13 protein-coding genes are annotated in these 13,782 nt (G+C 68.4%); 3 read left to right on the top strand and 10 right to left on the bottom strand.

The features are described from left to right. Positions 1–30: 30 nt before the first annotated feature. The 10 genes from QZ647_RS13335 to QZ647_RS13290 form a co-directional block, all read right to left on the bottom strand. Positions 31–261, bottom strand: coding sequence for a hypothetical protein (locus tag QZ647_RS13335; RefSeq protein ID WP_291272635.1), 231 nt, complete (start codon positions 259–261; stop codon positions 31–33). After that, positions 258–818, bottom strand: coding sequence for a Rieske (2Fe-2S) protein (locus tag QZ647_RS13330; RefSeq protein ID WP_291272634.1), 561 nt, complete (start codon positions 816–818; stop codon positions 258–260). The genes QZ647_RS13335 and QZ647_RS13330 overlap by 4 nt, the downstream gene beginning before the upstream one ends. Next, on the bottom strand, positions 818–1,399 hold the full coding sequence (locus QZ647_RS13325) for a 4Fe-4S dicluster domain-containing protein (RefSeq protein ID WP_291272633.1): 582 nt from the start codon (positions 1,397–1,399) through the stop codon (positions 818–820). Before QZ647_RS13325 ends, QZ647_RS13330 begins: the two co-directional genes overlap by 1 nt. Next, on the bottom strand, positions 1,399–3,660 hold the full coding sequence (locus QZ647_RS13320) for a molybdopterin oxidoreductase family protein (protein WP_291272632.1): 2,262 nt from the start codon (positions 3,658–3,660) through the stop codon (positions 1,399–1,401). The genes QZ647_RS13325 and QZ647_RS13320 overlap by 1 nt, the downstream gene beginning before the upstream one ends. Positions 3,661–3,667: 7 nt before the next feature. Next, a complete protein-coding gene (locus QZ647_RS13315; protein WP_291272631.1) occupies positions 3,668–4,792 on the bottom strand; it encodes a hypothetical protein in 1,125 nt (374 codons plus the stop codon). Between the two features lie 78 nt (positions 4,793–4,870). Continuing rightward, positions 4,871–5,317 carry an Rrf2 family transcriptional regulator gene (locus tag QZ647_RS13310; protein ID WP_291272630.1) on the bottom strand — a complete coding sequence of 149 codons (447 nt, stop codon included), beginning with the start codon at positions 5,315–5,317 and terminating at the stop codon, positions 4,871–4,873. 154 nt (positions 5,318–5,471) lie between these two features. Next, a complete protein-coding gene (locus QZ647_RS13305) occupies positions 5,472–6,239 on the bottom strand; it encodes a YwiC-like family protein (protein WP_291272629.1) in 768 nt (255 codons plus the stop codon). A gap of 63 nt (positions 6,240–6,302) precedes the next feature. Next, positions 6,303–8,441: an acetate--CoA ligase family protein gene (locus tag QZ647_RS13300; protein ID WP_291272628.1), complete on the bottom strand. Its 2,139-nt coding sequence runs from the start codon at positions 8,439–8,441 to the stop codon at positions 6,303–6,305. A gap of 1 nt (position 8,442) precedes the next feature. Continuing rightward, entirely contained in the window at positions 8,443–9,042 is a 600-nt protein-coding gene (locus QZ647_RS13295) for an indolepyruvate oxidoreductase subunit beta (RefSeq protein WP_291272627.1), read from the bottom strand. Continuing rightward, entirely contained in the window at positions 9,039–10,685 is a 1,647-nt protein-coding gene (locus tag QZ647_RS13290) for a thiamine pyrophosphate-dependent enzyme (protein ID WP_291272626.1), read from the bottom strand. Before QZ647_RS13290 ends, QZ647_RS13295 begins: the two co-directional genes overlap by 4 nt. Positions 10,686–11,224: 539 nt before the next feature. Here QZ647_RS13290 and QZ647_RS13285 point away from each other — a divergent pair. Genes QZ647_RS13285 through QZ647_RS13275 form a run of 3 tightly spaced genes read left to right on the top strand, consistent with a single transcriptional unit; the run spans position 11,225 to position 13,752 of the window. Beyond that, on the top strand, positions 11,225–12,613 hold the full coding sequence (locus QZ647_RS13285; protein WP_291272625.1) for a hypothetical protein: 1,389 nt from the start codon (positions 11,225–11,227) through the stop codon (positions 12,611–12,613). Beyond that, positions 12,613–13,086, top strand: a complete 474-nt coding sequence (locus QZ647_RS13280; protein ID WP_291272624.1) for a hypothetical protein — start codon at positions 12,613–12,615, stop codon at positions 13,084–13,086. Before QZ647_RS13285 ends, QZ647_RS13280 begins: the two co-directional genes overlap by 1 nt. Positions 13,087–13,116: 30 nt before the next feature. Continuing rightward, positions 13,117–13,752, top strand: coding sequence for a hypothetical protein (locus QZ647_RS13275; RefSeq protein WP_291272623.1), 636 nt, complete (start codon positions 13,117–13,119; stop codon positions 13,750–13,752). Positions 13,753–13,782: the final 30 nt, after the last annotated feature.

Below are 13,782 nucleotides of genomic sequence, written 5' to 3'. Positions count from 1 at the left end.
GGGGCGGAGATCGAGGATCTGGAAGACATCTCAGGCCTTGGGACCGGCGTCGATGCGGGGCGCTTTGAAGGCCAGGAAGAGGACCACGAAGGTGAGGGCGAGCGAGGCGGCGAAGGCGCCCGGAAGGAGGGCCCGATGGCCGTCGAGCACGGACTGGAGGACGGTCTCGAACAAGTAAAGCTGGATGACCAGGGCGAGCAGGGCCACGCCCAGGGCGACATCCGAGAGCAGGCCCCGGCTGGGGTGGGCAGGCTGGTTCATGACGGCACCTCCGTTCGGGCGTCCCGGGGACAGGTGGCGGCCCTCCGGGTGAGATCCGCGGATTTGGGCAGTTCGCTCACGGCCCAGAGGCTGCCGTCGGCGCGCACCTCCAGCTCGATGCCCGACAGGGGCCGTGTCGGGGGGCCCTGGATCGGAAGGCCCCGGTCCACCTCGAAGAACCCCTCGTGGCAGGGGCACTCCAACCGCTCGTCGCGGAACCGCACGGCGCAGCCCAGGTGGGTGCAGGTCTGTCGGTAGGCTTTCAGTTCGCCCTTGGTGGTGCGCAGGAGGATGCAGGCATCATGGGCGTCGCGGAACTTGAAGAGACGGCTCTGGCCGGGCAGCAGGTCCGAGGCCAGGCCCAGGGCCACGGGATGTTCGATGGGGCCGGGCTCGGGATTTGACCCTCCTTCCAGGGGCTTTTTCCGCAGCCACAGAAAGCCGATGCCGGCGGTGAACCCGGCGCTCACCACGGCCAGGAACCGGGCGAACTCCCGGCGGGAAAAGCGGCTCTCCTCGGCGAGGTCCAGGGGGAAGGCGCGGCGCCACCAGGTCATCAGAGGCCTCCGTCGATGAGAAGGGCCGCGTCCAGGTGCAGGGGCGTCTCCGGATCGGGCACCATGATGGCGTTCTTGGTCTTCACCCGCACGCTGCCGATGAGGAAGTCGCGCAGGGGCTTGTTGTGGCGCAGGTTGGCGACCTCGTCCTTGCGGACGAAGAGCAGGGCCTGGCTGGGGCAGACCGTGGCGCACATGGGCTTGTGGCCCACGGAGGTGCGGTCGTAGCAAAGATCGCACTTGAGCATCTGCTCCAGCCCCGAGAACACGATGGGCACGCCGAAGGGGCAGCTCAGTTCGCAGTTCTGGCAGCCGATGCAGCGGGGTTTCTGGGCGGCGTGCACCACGCCGTCCTCGCTGCGCTTGATGGCATCTGAGGGGCAGACCTGGGCGCAGATGGGATCTTCGCAGTGCATGCAGACGGTGGGCACGGTCTGGGGGCTGTCGAAGCGATCCATCTCGTCGAGGTGGATCATGGAACGGCCGCGGTGGGTGCCGCACTCGGCGCAGGCGCCTACGCAGGAGCGGCAGCCGATGCAGCGCTGGGGATCAATGAAAAAACCGTAGTCCTGGGGCACCATCAGAACACCTGCTCGGGCATCTGGGACTGGGTGCTGCGGGCTTCAAAGGCCATGCGCTGGAGCTCCGCCAGCTCGGGAGAGAACTGATCCTTGGTGGTCTTCTTCAGCCGCACGGCACTCACCTTGAACTCGGGGATCTTGGAGACCGGATCCAGGTGCCGGGCCGTGAGGCGGTTGGCGGACAGGGCCCCGGCCCAGTGGTAGGGGATGAATACGGTGTCGGGACGGATGGTCTTCACCACCTTGGCAGGCAGCACCATGACGCCACGCCGGGAGGTGATCTCCACGGCGTCGCCTTCCGCCAGGCCGTACTTCTCCGCGAGGCGCGGGTGGATCTCCAGGTAGGGGTGGGGGCACTGCTCCACCAGGAAGCCGATGCGGCGCGTCTGGGTGCCGCTCAGGTAGTGGAAGACCACGCGGCCGGTCGTGAGCCAGATGGGGTAGTCGTCATCCACGACCTCCATGGGCGGGCGCCAGGGCGTGGGGATGAACCTGGCCTTGCCGTCCGGATGGAAGAACTTTCCGCCCTCGAAAAGCCGGGGCGTGCCCGGGTGATCCTCCGTGGGGCAGGGCCAGAAGATGCCCATGTTTTTGACGATCTTCTCGTAGGAGATGCCCGCGTAATCGGCGGTGCCGCCCTTGGAGGCCACCCTCAGCTCGTTGAAGATGGCCTCGGGGTTCGTGAAGTGATCGAAGAACTTGCCGCGGCCCAGACGCTTGGCCAGCTCCACCATGATCTGCCAGTCCGGACGCGCATCGCCGGGGCACTCCACGGCCTTGTTGATCTTGATGACGCGGCCCTCAGCGCTGGTGGTGGTGCCCTCGTCCTCCTCGTGCAGGGCGGAGGGGAACACGATATCGGCGTGCTGGGCGCTTTCGCTGAGGAAGAAATCCAGGCAGACGAAGAACTCCAGCTTGTTGAGGGCCTCGCGGGTGAATTGCGAATCCGGCAGGGAGACCAGCGGGTTGAAGCAGAGGAGCATCAGACCCTTGATCTCACCTGCATGGATGGCGTTCATGATCTCCTGGGCGCTCTGGCCCACGCCCGGAAGCTCTTCGTCGGTGCAGCCCCACACGCTGCAGATGTACTTCCGGTGCTCGGGATTGCTGATGTCGCGGTTGCCCGGAAGCTGGTCGCACTTGTGGCCGTGCTCCCGGCCGCCCTGGCCGTTGCCCTGGCCCGTGATGGTGGCGTAGCCACAGCCGGGCCGACCGATGCGCCCCGTGGCCAGCACCATGTTGATGCAGCCGAGGACATTTTCCACGCCCTTGCTCTGGTGTTCGATGCCGCGGGCGTGGAGCAGGAAGCTGGTCCTGGCCTCACCCCAGATGCGGGCGGCCTTCTCGATGGCCTCCACGGGCAGGCCCGTCATCTGGCTGGTCCACTCGGGGGTGCAGTCCTTCACCGCCTCGAGGGCCTCCTCGAAGCCCTGGGTGTGGGCGTTCACGAAGTCCCAGTCGATGAGCTTCCACTTGTGGAGCAGGTGCAGGATGCCGTTGGTCAGCGCGGAATCCGTGCCGGGCTTCAGGGGCAGCACCAGGTCCGCGGTGCGGGCCAGGGGGGTGATGCGGGGATCCACCACGATGAGGAGGGCGCCGCGGTCGCGGGCCCGCCAGATGTAGTCCGTGGTGATGGGCGAGCACTCGGCCACATTGGACCCCGTCACCCAGATCACCTCGGCCAGCTCGATGTCGGCCCAGGAATTGGCGGCGCGGTCGACGCCAAACGCCTTTTTGTTGCCCGCACCGGCGCTCACCATGCAGAGGCGGCCGTTGTAGTCGAGGTTCTTGGTCTGGAGGCCCAGCCGGGCGAACTTGCCCGCCAGGTAGCTCTTCTCGTTGGTGAGCGACACGCCCGACAGCAGCGCGAAGGCGTCCTTGCCGTGCTCCTGCTGGATGCGCTGGATCTCAGCTGTCGTGCGCGCCATGGCCTCGTTCCAGTCCATGGGCTCGAAGCCGTTCTCCGTGCGCTTCATGGCCCTGGTGAGACGATCCGGGTGGTTGCCCTGGAGGTAGCGCTTCACGCCCTTGGGGCAGAGCTTCCCCTGGTTGAAGGGGAACTCCTCCCAGGGATCGAAGCCGATGACCTTGTTGTCCTTCACCTTGAGCTTGATGCCGCACTGCTGGCCGCAGAAACAGCAGTGGGTCTCCACCACCTTGTCCGGCGTGGGGTCCGCCAGCCAGCCCCCCGGCGGGGCCAGGTTGAGGTGGGGGCCGAACTGGGCACGGAGCTGGTCCTGGGAGAGGGGAAGCGTGCTCATGGGGACCTCAGGCTTTCATGCTCGTGGGATCGGGAATGGGCTCGGCGTACACGGGGACCGTGGCGAAGGGATCGAAGGCCCCATGGAGCCGCACGCCCTGGGCCTTGGCCACGAGCCGCCGCTTGCAGCGGGGGCAGAGGTCGAGGTGGTGGACGCCGCCTCCGCCTTGGGTGCCGTGCCGCGCCCCATCCAGGTCGAGCTCTTTCCACAAAGCCACCAGATCGCGGTGCTGATTGGCCCGGATGAAGGGCGTGCCGCAGCCTTTGCAGGCCCGGCGGCCCTCCGCCTCGCCCTCGGCTTTGTAGATCGTGGCACCCACCTGGGCGGGCCGCTGGACGATGTGGAAAAGCTTGCCAAAGGGCAAGCCCAGCAGCAGGAGGATCACGGTGAGTTCGTGCAGAAAGGCCAGGGTGCCGAAGTTGCGGCCCTGGAGCCACTTCTCGGAGGCGGTGAGCAGCAGGCCCGTCACGCTCACGGCGATGAGGAGTACCAGAGGCGCCAGGTCCAGATCGAAACGCTGGGTTGCCGCATCGCCCTCGTCGCCCCCGCGGCGGACGAGGCTGAGCACGCAGCCGGCGATCACCATGACGGCCGCCAGGTCCAGGACATGGAAGCTGATGAAGGCCACGAGGCTGTCGAGGGGGAAGGAACCTGCCGGGAAGCCGAAGAGCCAAGTCTGGTAGCGGGTGGCGTCCAGGCCTTCACTGGTGAAGCGGATCCACCCGAAGACCAGCGGCAGGGTCACCGCAAAGCCCAGCATGCACCCCCAGGCCAGCAGGGCGTGGGCCCCCCAGCGCTTGAGGGAGCGCTTTTCGATGAAGCGCTGCAGGAAAATCTGGTCCAGGGTGAGCAGGGCCATCCGGGGCAGCGCGGCCAGGACCTTGCGGGAAAGCAGGGTGCGGACCGTGTGGCGGAAGTACATTCGCGTGGCTGGGCGCTCGATCCAGGAAAAGTAGCGGTAGGCCACGCCGAAGCAGGCGAAGAGGGTGGCGAGCAGGTAGCCCAGGAGGGCGGGGTCCAGCCAGCGGCCGCCCCGGCTGCCCAGGGCCACCATGCCGCCGAGGGCCAAGGTGGCCAGGGCGGCCCGGATCAGGGGGCGGGCTTCAAGGTCGAGATCCCTGGTGAGGCGCATGGGTGGACTCCGAAAAGATCGGGAGGTCGATTATAAATGGATATCAGAGTCCTAAATTAGGGCAAAAAAGGGGAGGCATCAAGCCTTCCCCTCCGGGTTCCTCGCCTTGGATTCCTTCAGGTTCCGCAAGTCCATGAGTTGCAGGTCCCGGATGGTGGCCTCGGTCATGGAGGAGGCCACCTGGGCCTTCACGGCACCCCAGGCATCGTGAAGCGGGCAGGGGTGGTCACCGCTGCAGGTGGGGAACCCCATGACGCATCCGTCCATGGAATTCGGACCTTCGAGGGCCACAACCACTTCGCCCACCGTGATCCGATGGGCGGGCCGCACGAGCCGGAAGCCGCCCTTGGGGCCCCGCACGGATTCGAGGATGTCCGCCTGCACCAGGCCCTGGAGGATCTTCGCCAGGTAGGGGCCGGGCAGCTCCAGGCTCGAGGCCAGGTCCTTGGCCAGGCAGTAGCTCCCGTCCTCGGGAAGGGCCGCGAGGGCGCGAAGGGCATAGCCGGTGGCCGTGGTGAAGAGCATTCAGGAATCCTTTTTCTGATTATCAGGATCGCGGCAGGGGATTCCGGAGTCCAGCCCTGTTGTGATGGAAATCCGACGCAGCGCCCAGGCTCCGCTCGATCACGGTGGACCCCAGGCGGCCTCGCGGGCGAATCGGGCCGATGGTCCCTGCGGATCAGGCCAGCGCGCGCCAGAGCAGCAGCAGGCCCACGGTGCTGAGGGCCCCTTCCCGCCAGCCGAGGGTGCGGGCCGGGATGGGCCGGTAGGGCAGGGCCGCCCGGAGGTAGAGCAGGGCCGTCCAGCCGGTCCAGGTCAGTCCCGCGACCCCCCGGGGGGCCAGCAGAAGGGCCGAGGCGCCCAGGAGCGCGAGGTGGAGCAGGTGCACGGGGAGCCAGCGGCGGCGCAACTCCGAGGCCTCGAGCCGGTGGGCGTGGCCCAGGAGCCGGCGCACATGGGCGAGGTTGGCGCCGCCCAGGAGGGTGGCGAAAAGCCAGGCCCGTCCCGCCTGGGTCCCCGTGGCGCCGCCGGCGACGAGCAGGATCGCGGCCAGGCCCGCGAAAGCCGCCTGGGCGGTCAGTTCCACCGCCAGGGAGCGGACGGCCCGGGCCAGATCGGCCCGGAGTGCCAGCCCCACCAGGGGCGCCGTGAGGGCCAGGGGGATCAGAAAACGGGGACCGGCCAGGACCAGGGCGCCGAGGCCGAGGCCGCCGGCCAGGCCCGCAAAGAGCAGCAGGGCCCGCCGCTGGAGGGGGTCCCGCTGGCCGCTCAGCACCCGCCGGAGCGGCGGCCGGGCCAGGAAGACCGCCAGGGCGGCCAGGGCCACCAGGCCTCCGGCGAGGCTGGGGCGTACCAGCAGACCCAGCACCAGGGGGAACCCCAGCATGAACCAGCTGCCGTGCTCAGCAGGAAGGAGGGTGCGCCAGGGGGGGAGGATTCGGGACATTTCGGGCCTCGTTGGTCCGAAATAGAGTCTGCCCTCAAAACCTGTTTCAGGCCATGGCGCCGGTCACAGCTCGGACGCGATGAGCTGCAGACCCTCCAGAGCCTCCTCCATGGTCAGGAAGACGGGCAGGCCCGCCTCACGGAGCCCCTGGCGATAGGCGTCGTAGAGGTGCCCGCCCTCCACGGCCACGCCCACCCACTTGCCGTGCTGCCGGGCCAGGTCCGCCAGGGCCCGGGCGAAGGGACCGAAGACGGCCGGATCCGCCGTGCCCAGGCGCCGGGTCAGAGGCACCAGGCCCACCACCAGCACATCGGCCTCGGAGGCCAGCAGCAGGTCGGCGCTGGCCAGGTAGGCCGCTTCGTCGGCCATGGGCGTGAGGTCCAGAGGGAGCCGAGGGCTCACGAGGCCCGTCAGGCCGTGGGCCTCGATGGTGGCGGTCAGGGCGGCCGTCTCGGCTTCGGTGAGCTTGGCCCCACGGAAGGGCCCGCCCAGGAGGTCGGCGGAGACCACGGACTCGAAGCCCGCGTTGGTCATGATGGCCACGCGGCGGGGCCTTCCCTCGGCAAAGGCGCCGAGCCAGGACAGGGCGGCGTCGAAGGCCTCGATGCGCTCGGCCAGCATCGCGCCCGCGCGCCGCAGAACGCTGGCCTGCAGGGCGTGATCGCCCGCGAGGGCGCCCGTGTGGCTGCTGGCGGCAGCCATGCCCTCCTGGCTGCGGCCACCCTTGTAGAGCAGGACGCGGCGACCGGCGGCACGGAGCCCCCGGGTGGCCTCGGCCGTGGCCTTGAGATCCCCGGGGGCGAAGCCTTCCAGGTAGGCGCCGGCCACCTTCACAGCCGGATCCGAGGCGAAGCCGGCGAGGAAGTCCGAACAGCGCAGGTCCATCTGGTTGCCGATGGCGATGGCGGCCCGCAGCCCCAGGTCCGGTCGCCGACTGAGGCGGGTGATGAGGAAGGCGCCGCTCTGGCTCACCAGGGCCACATGGCCGGGCTTGGGGCGCAGGGGCAGCTTTTCGTCGGGGATGAAGAGGGTGTTCAGGTGCTGGTCCGGGCTGTAGAGGCCCAGGCCGTTGGGCCCCACCAGGGCCGGCGTCCACTTGCCTTCGCGCCGGTGCGCCTCCAGGCCGGCCACGAGCCGCTGGCCGAGGCCCTCGGTGTCGGCGCCGTCGCCCAGGCCGCCGGCCACCACATAGACCACGGTGGCGCCGCCGCCCTGGCGGCAGAGCTGCTCCACCAGCTCCAGGGTCTGGGCCGCGGGCAGGGAGACGATGAGCTGGTCCGTGGGCGCCAGCGCCAGCTCGGCCACGGAGGGCAGGCAGGGCAGGCCCAGGAATTCGGTGGCGCCGGGCTTGATGAGGCGGATGGAGCCCTCCGGCAGCGTGGCCTTCTGCGCGTTCTCCAGGATGATGCGGCCCACCGTGCCCGCGCGGCTGGAGACCCCCGCGATCACCAGGTCCCGGGGGCTCACGAGGGCCTGGTACCAGGCGGGATCCGGGGCGGCCGCCGGGGCCGGGGCGGCGGCGCCCAGGGTGCCCACGCCATCCAGCGCCGTGGGCAGGCCGTCACCATCCAGCACCACGGGATTCAGTTCGAGCAGGGTGACCCCTTCGCGTTCGAGCCCTGCGGCCGCGCGCCAGAGCCCCTGAAGGAAGGCCAGCAGCTTGGCTTCGTCCGTGAGGGCCTCGGCGCCGCGCTGGTGGCCCAGCCAGGTGCGGCCCAGCCAGTGGACGCGCAGGTCGGCGAGGGCCTGCTCCGGTGTGCAGAGGGCCAGGGGCCAGATCATCGGGGGGGCCAGGGCGGCCCAGGCATCGGCCTGGAGGCCGCCGATGCCGCAGACCGCGAGCCAGCCCGCGTCGGGATCGCGCTTCAGGGAGACCAGGGCTTCCGTGGGCAGGCCCGCCAGGCGCTTGAAGGCCACCTTCTCGCAGACCAGGCCGCCGATCCAGGGATGCTCCGCGACCCGCTGCCGCATGGCCGCGGCTTCGGCCTTCAGGGCCTCGGCGTCGAAGGCGCCGAAGTGGACGGCGCCCTTGTCGGACTTGTGCCAGAGCTGGTCGGCGATGCCCTTGAGGACGATGGGCTCCCCGGGGGCGAAGGGCAGCGGCCCCGTCTCCAGGAACCCGTGGCGCGGCACCCGCAGGCCCGCGGCGGCGAGCAGGCCGTAGGCCCGCCCCTCGTGGAGGAATCCCGTCGCGTCGCTCATGTCAGACTCCCACCGGTTCCTTGATCAGGCCCCGTCCGGCTTCGAAGGCTTCGAGGTTCTTCTCGGTCACGCGCGCGCCCTTGGACTCGAAGCGCTGGGTGATGACTTCGCGCCAGATGCCGTCATTCACGGGCAGGAAGCGCGAGGCCATGCCCAGCAGGACCATGCCGCCGGCCTGGCGGTGGTTCAGGCGCCGGGCGAGGTCTTCCGTATCCACCAGGTGGGCGCCGGGCACGGCCTTGAGGGCTGCGTAGATGTCGTCCAGCGGAGGATAGCCCTCCATGTCGGTCTGAGGCTCCTCGGACACCACGAGGGCGCCGCTCACGCGCAGCATGGACACATACCGCAGGGCTTCCAGGGGCTCGAGGGCGATCAGGAGATCGGCACAGCCCTCGTCGATGATGGGCGAGCTGAGGGGGCCTTCGGCGTAGCAGACCTGGGCGTGCACGCTGCCGCCCCGCTGGCTCATGCCGTGGATCTCGGACTGGAGGGCATGGAGGCCGCTGCGCCGCAGGGCCTCCAGCAGGATCTGGGCGAGGGAGAGCACGCCCTGGCCCCCGACGCCGGACAGGACGATGCCGTGGATGCGGGACGCGTTCATGAGCAGGCCTCGCTGACGCAACGCTCGCGTTCCTGACGGTCGTGGTCCTTCAGGACGCCGCGGCGGATGGACTGGATGCACTCCCGGCGGAACACCACCACCGAGGGGCCGGGATGCCGCAGCGCGGCCTCCATGGCCGCCACATTGGCTTCGTGCTGCTTGGGCACGGGCAGGAGCACCTGGACCTGGGCTTCGGGGATGCCCATGCCCAGCACCATGCGCTCGACCTGATCGAGGGCCTGACTCGGCTGCTGACCGGTCATGCCCACCACGCGGTTGTCGAGGATGACCACCGTGACATTCACGCCGGCGTCGGCGGCGGTCAGCAGGGCGGGCAGGCCGCTATGGCCGAAGGTAGAGTCGCCGATGACGGCCACGGAGGGCGTTTCGCCGGCCAGGGCCGCGCCCACGGCCATGCTGATGCTGGCGCCCATCTCGACCACGGCATGGATGGCGGCCATGGGTTCCTGGGCCGCCAGGGTGTAGCAGCCGATGTCGCCGAAGACGCGGGCCTCGGGGGCGCCGACCTTGGCGAGGGCCTCCTGCATGGCTTCGTAGGCGTCCACATGGCCGCAGCCGTCGCAGAAGCGCGGTGCGCGGATGGGCAGGTCCAGGCGGGCGGCGGCCTTCCCATCGGGCAGCTTGAGCCCGAGGGCGTCCTTCAGGAGGCGCGGGGACAGCTCGCCCGTGCGGGGGAGGGCCCCGTCAAGGCGTCCGTGGACCTTGGCCGTGCCGCGGAGGCCGAGACGCTCCTCGATCACCGGGTAGTCCTCTTCAAAGACCACGACCTCATCCACCTGGGCCAGGAAGGCCTGCTCCAGGGCCGGGTCCACGGGGTAGGCGGCGATCTCCAGGCGGGGCAGGGCGGCCAGGGCCGGGTGCTCCAGGGCCAATTGACCGAAATAGGCCCGGCCCATGCCGGCCAGGGCCACGCCCCGGCGTCCGGTTCCGGGGACCAGGTGGTTGAGGGTGGCGGCCTCGGCCTTCAGGCGCGGCTGCTTGGCCAGCAGATCCACATAACGCCGCCGGGCGTTGGCGGGAATGAGCACCCAGTCCTGGATGGAGGCCTTCGGGGCGACACCCAGGCCGGTGGGGGCCAGGGTCTCGCGACGGACCAGAGCCGCCCGGCAATGGGCCAGGCGGGTCACGATGCGCAGCATCACGGGCACCTGGAGGGTCTCGGACAGTTCAAAGGCCCGGAAGGTGAGGTCGTAGCATTCCTGCACGGTGCTGGGTTCCAGGCAGGGCAGCCAGGCAAATTCCGCCAGGCGGCGACTGTCCTGCTCGTTCTGGCTGCTGTGCATGCCCGGGTCGTCTGCCACCAGCAGCACGAGTCCGCCGCGGACGCCGGTGAGCGCCGAGTTGGCGTAGGCATCCAGGGCCACATTCAGGCCCACATGCTTCATGGTCACCAGCGTGCGGTGGCCGGCGTAGCTCATGCCCATGCCCAGGTCGTAGGCGACCTTCTCATTGGCGGCCCACTGGGCCGCCCGGCCATCGCCGGCCTGGTGGATGAGGGCCTCGACGAACTCGAAGCCTTCCGTGGATGGCGTGCCCGGGTACCCGAACGCGCCCTTGATGCCGGCATCGAAGGCGGCGCAACCGACCGCCTCCACGCCCAGCGCCAGGGTGCTATCTGCCATGAAATCCTCCAACCTTTTCCAAGTGGGAAGTATGTTCAGCGCCGACAGTGCCTAGGGTCACACGGCGGCACCCGGGGCCCGGGCTGTGCCCGGCATCACAGCGGTCCGGGGCGGTCGTAACTCCGGTGAGAAATCCGGGAACCTTTCCCAGTGCCCCCGGTCACAACTTTGTCCGTTGGGACAGGTTTTGATGAGATCCGGGAGGGTTTTAAAACAGGATTTTTTGAGATTTCAAAAGTGCTAATTCATTTAATATTAATTTTTATGAATGCAGTCAAAGTGTCATGGTTCCATGTTTAAAACATTCTATAGAACTATTTGATTAAGAAAGAAAAGTGCATTTGCACTCTTGAGGTCGGCTGAGTTCAGGCCTAGTGTCGTTGCTGATACGAACATCGGCTTAGCACTCGATGTCCCTCGTCCAGCCCAAGGAGGTCCCGCATGACTCACGAAACTGTCACGAGGGATCCGGCCACCGCCCCCAGGGATCATTCGTCTAGAACGGCCAACCCACCGCGCACTGCGAGATGAGGCGAATCATGAAGCGACGCAACCATGTGGTCCTCCTTGCCACACTGATGTCTGCCACCGCGGCCACCGCGTGGGGCCAGGAGGTCAGCCTCTACGGCACCACCATGGCCCAGATGTGGAAGCAGGACACCCCCGGCTTCGACAAGGCCACCTTCACCCCCGCGACCCAGTACCTCGGGATCGACGCCACCAAGCTGGGCACCGACAACCTGTCGCTGCACCTCTTCGGCTGGGGCCGGACGGATCTGTCCGACGCCTCCACGCTGGAAGGGAAGTCGGGCGGCTACCTGAACTACGGCTACCTGCAGTACCGGTTCGACCGGGCCAACGCCGAGATCAAGGCGGGCCGGATGACGGTCAACCAGAGCACCGGCTTCGAGCAGATCGACGGCGTCAGTGTCCGGACCGACCTGCGGGGCGGGTTCTCCGTGTCGGCCTTCGGTGGTCGCCCCGTCTACTACAAGACGGTGGATCCCCGGAACCAGACGGATTACGAGTTCCAGCGGGATGCCATCTTCGGTACGCGCCTCGGCTGGCGCCTGCCCAAGGTCGGCGAGATCGGCGTCTCCTTCCTCCAGGACGGGACGAAGGCCGCCAAGGACCTCGACATCCCCTCCCCCATCGACTACACCCGCAAGCAGCTGGGCGTCGATGTCCTGATCACGCCGGCCACGATCTTCGATGTCCGCGGCCGGACGGTGTTTGACCTCGCCGACCACGCCCCCGCGGCGCCCGGTGCCCCGGACCGCAACAAGATCGCCGAGCACGACTACACCGCCAGCCTGAAGCTGGGCGGCCAGTTCGTCCTGTCCGGGAACTTCGCAGAACGGAACTTCTTCGCCTACTTCGCCGGGACGAACCTGCCCTCCCTCTTCCGTCAGGACGAGAAGGACATGTTCCGCGGCTTCGGCGGCAGCATCACCTGGAACGCGCCCTCGACGGTGCAGATCGTGGCCGACTACCGCCACATGCACCGGGAGAGCTTCGGCGATGTGAACCGGGCCGGCGGCGAGATCCGCTGGGCTTCCAGCGAGAAGACCTTCCAGGCCGGCGTCGGCGGCCACTGGGTGAACGCCGCGAACACGAAGTTCGTGGATCCCGCCACGCCCTACCGCAGCCTCTCCCACAAGGAGGCCCGCGCCTGGATGATGACCGTCAAGGGCAAGTTCTCCGCGAGCCTGGACGGCATCCTGCAGCGCTACGACAGCGGCAATCCGTACCTGGCAGGCATGAAGAATGTCTATGAAGCGGTCGCCTCGCTCGGCTTCCAGGCGACCACGAACCTGAAGATGTCCGGCGATGTCAGCTATGGCACCAACCCCGTGGCCAAGCATGAAACCCGGGGATTGCTGCGGGCCGAGTATCGGTTCGGCTTTGCTAAGAAGGGAGGTCGCTAATGGCCCGGAATACGGTCTTCAAGTTCATCGGCGTGGCGCTGGGCCTCGGGTTCCTCATGGCCTGCAGCCTCATCTCGCCTGAGACGAGCTACGCCCCCTCCCATCCGCAGGAGCTGAGCGCCGGCCGCCCCATGTGCTCCGAGTGCCACAGCACCGATGTGGCCAAGGGCGCCCTCAAGCCCTACGCCTCCTTCGACCACACCGCCAATTTCGTGAAGGACCACCGCTTCCAGGCCAACCAGGATGCGAACACCTGCGCTTCCTGCCACGCCCAGTCCTTCTGCACCGACTGCCACGGCGGCAAGGTGCCCATGAAGCCCTCGATCCGGCTGAGCGACCGCCCGGACCGCGACACGCCGCACCGCGGCGACTTCATGACCCTCCACCGCCTGGAAGGCAAGATGGATCCATCCAGCTGCTACACCTGCCACGGCCGAGCCAACAACGACAAGTGCAAGGCTTGTCACCGGTAGGCATCCGTTTAAGCCTTGAAGGGGAACACCATGAACAGAGCTAAGCTGGTGATGGGAAGCTGTTTTGCAGTGGCCCTCGCCCTCCTTGCCTGGGGATGCAGCGGGACCGCCGGTCCGGCGACCCAGCTGAGCCCGACCAAGGCCGAGCACCAGGCCGGTTGGATCCAGATCCACTGGGCTGAGTATGTGAAGACGCCGGACCAGTGCCGCACCTGCCACGGCTCCACCTCGGACCCGGCGGCGGCGGGCGGCATCTCCAAGGTGAGCTGCTTCACCTGCCACCCCAAGGGCATCAACCATCCCGCGGGTTGGGCCGACCCCGCCCAGCACGGCCGCCTCGGCGCCCAGCTGGCGCCGAGCACCGATCCCACGGCCATGGCGGGCTTCGCCCACTGCGCCAAGTGCCACGGGTCGACCTACGACAATGGCCTCACCACCTCCTGCAAGAGCTGCCACACCAAGGCGCCGCATCCTGACCGGCCCTGGCTCGGCGCCACCCTGGCGACGCCCAGCCATGTGAACACCAATGTGGCCAACGCGCCGGAATGCTTCAAGTGCCACGCCAACGGCGCCAACTCGGTGCTGAAGCCCGCGACGCCCGCTCCGGCGGGAACCGCCCCCGGCTGCTTCAACGCCACCATGTGCCACGGTCGGACCGTCAACTAGAGCCCTCGTCCCAGCCTTTCGGGGCAGGCC

Source organism: Geothrix sp. (genome assembly GCF_020622065.1).
Lineage (GTDB): Bacteria > Acidobacteriota > Holophagae > Holophagales > Holophagaceae > Geothrix.
This window is presented reverse-complemented; position numbering and strand designations above follow the sequence as displayed.

What these genes read in the sequence shown, in the direction of transcription:
- QZ647_RS13335 (WP_291272635.1), bottom strand. Translation starts at nt 261, where the DNA reads ATGAACCAGCCTGCCCACCCCAGCCGGGGCCTGCTCTCGGATGTCGCC.
- QZ647_RS13330 (WP_291272634.1), bottom strand. Translation starts at nt 818, where the DNA reads ATGACCTGGTGGCGCCGCGCCTTCCCCCTGGACCTCGCCGAGGAGAGC.
- QZ647_RS13325 (WP_291272633.1), bottom strand. Translation starts at nt 1,399, where the DNA reads ATGGTGCCCCAGGACTACGGTTTTTTCATTGATCCCCAGCGCTGCATC.
- QZ647_RS13320 (WP_291272632.1), bottom strand. Translation starts at nt 3,660, where the DNA reads ATGAGCACGCTTCCCCTCTCCCAGGACCAGCTCCGTGCCCAGTTCGGC.
- QZ647_RS13315 (WP_291272631.1), bottom strand. Translation starts at nt 4,792, where the DNA reads ATGCGCCTCACCAGGGATCTCGACCTTGAAGCCCGCCCCCTGATCCGG.
- QZ647_RS13310 (WP_291272630.1), bottom strand. Translation starts at nt 5,317, where the DNA reads ATGCTCTTCACCACGGCCACCGGCTATGCCCTTCGCGCCCTCGCGGCC.
- QZ647_RS13305 (WP_291272629.1), bottom strand. Translation starts at nt 6,239, where the DNA reads ATGTCCCGAATCCTCCCCCCCTGGCGCACCCTCCTTCCTGCTGAGCAC.
- QZ647_RS13300 (WP_291272628.1), bottom strand. Translation starts at nt 8,441, where the DNA reads ATGAGCGACGCGACGGGATTCCTCCACGAGGGGCGGGCCTACGGCCTG.
- QZ647_RS13295 (WP_291272627.1), bottom strand. Translation starts at nt 9,042, where the DNA reads ATGAACGCGTCCCGCATCCACGGCATCGTCCTGTCCGGCGTCGGGGGC.
- QZ647_RS13290 (WP_291272626.1), bottom strand. Translation starts at nt 10,685, where the DNA reads ATGGCAGATAGCACCCTGGCGCTGGGCGTGGAGGCGGTCGGTTGCGCC.
- QZ647_RS13285 (WP_291272625.1), top strand. Translation starts at nt 11,225, where the DNA reads ATGAAGCGACGCAACCATGTGGTCCTCCTTGCCACACTGATGTCTGCC.
- QZ647_RS13280 (WP_291272624.1), top strand. Translation starts at nt 12,613, where the DNA reads ATGGCCCGGAATACGGTCTTCAAGTTCATCGGCGTGGCGCTGGGCCTC.
- QZ647_RS13275 (WP_291272623.1), top strand. Translation starts at nt 13,117, where the DNA reads ATGAACAGAGCTAAGCTGGTGATGGGAAGCTGTTTTGCAGTGGCCCTC.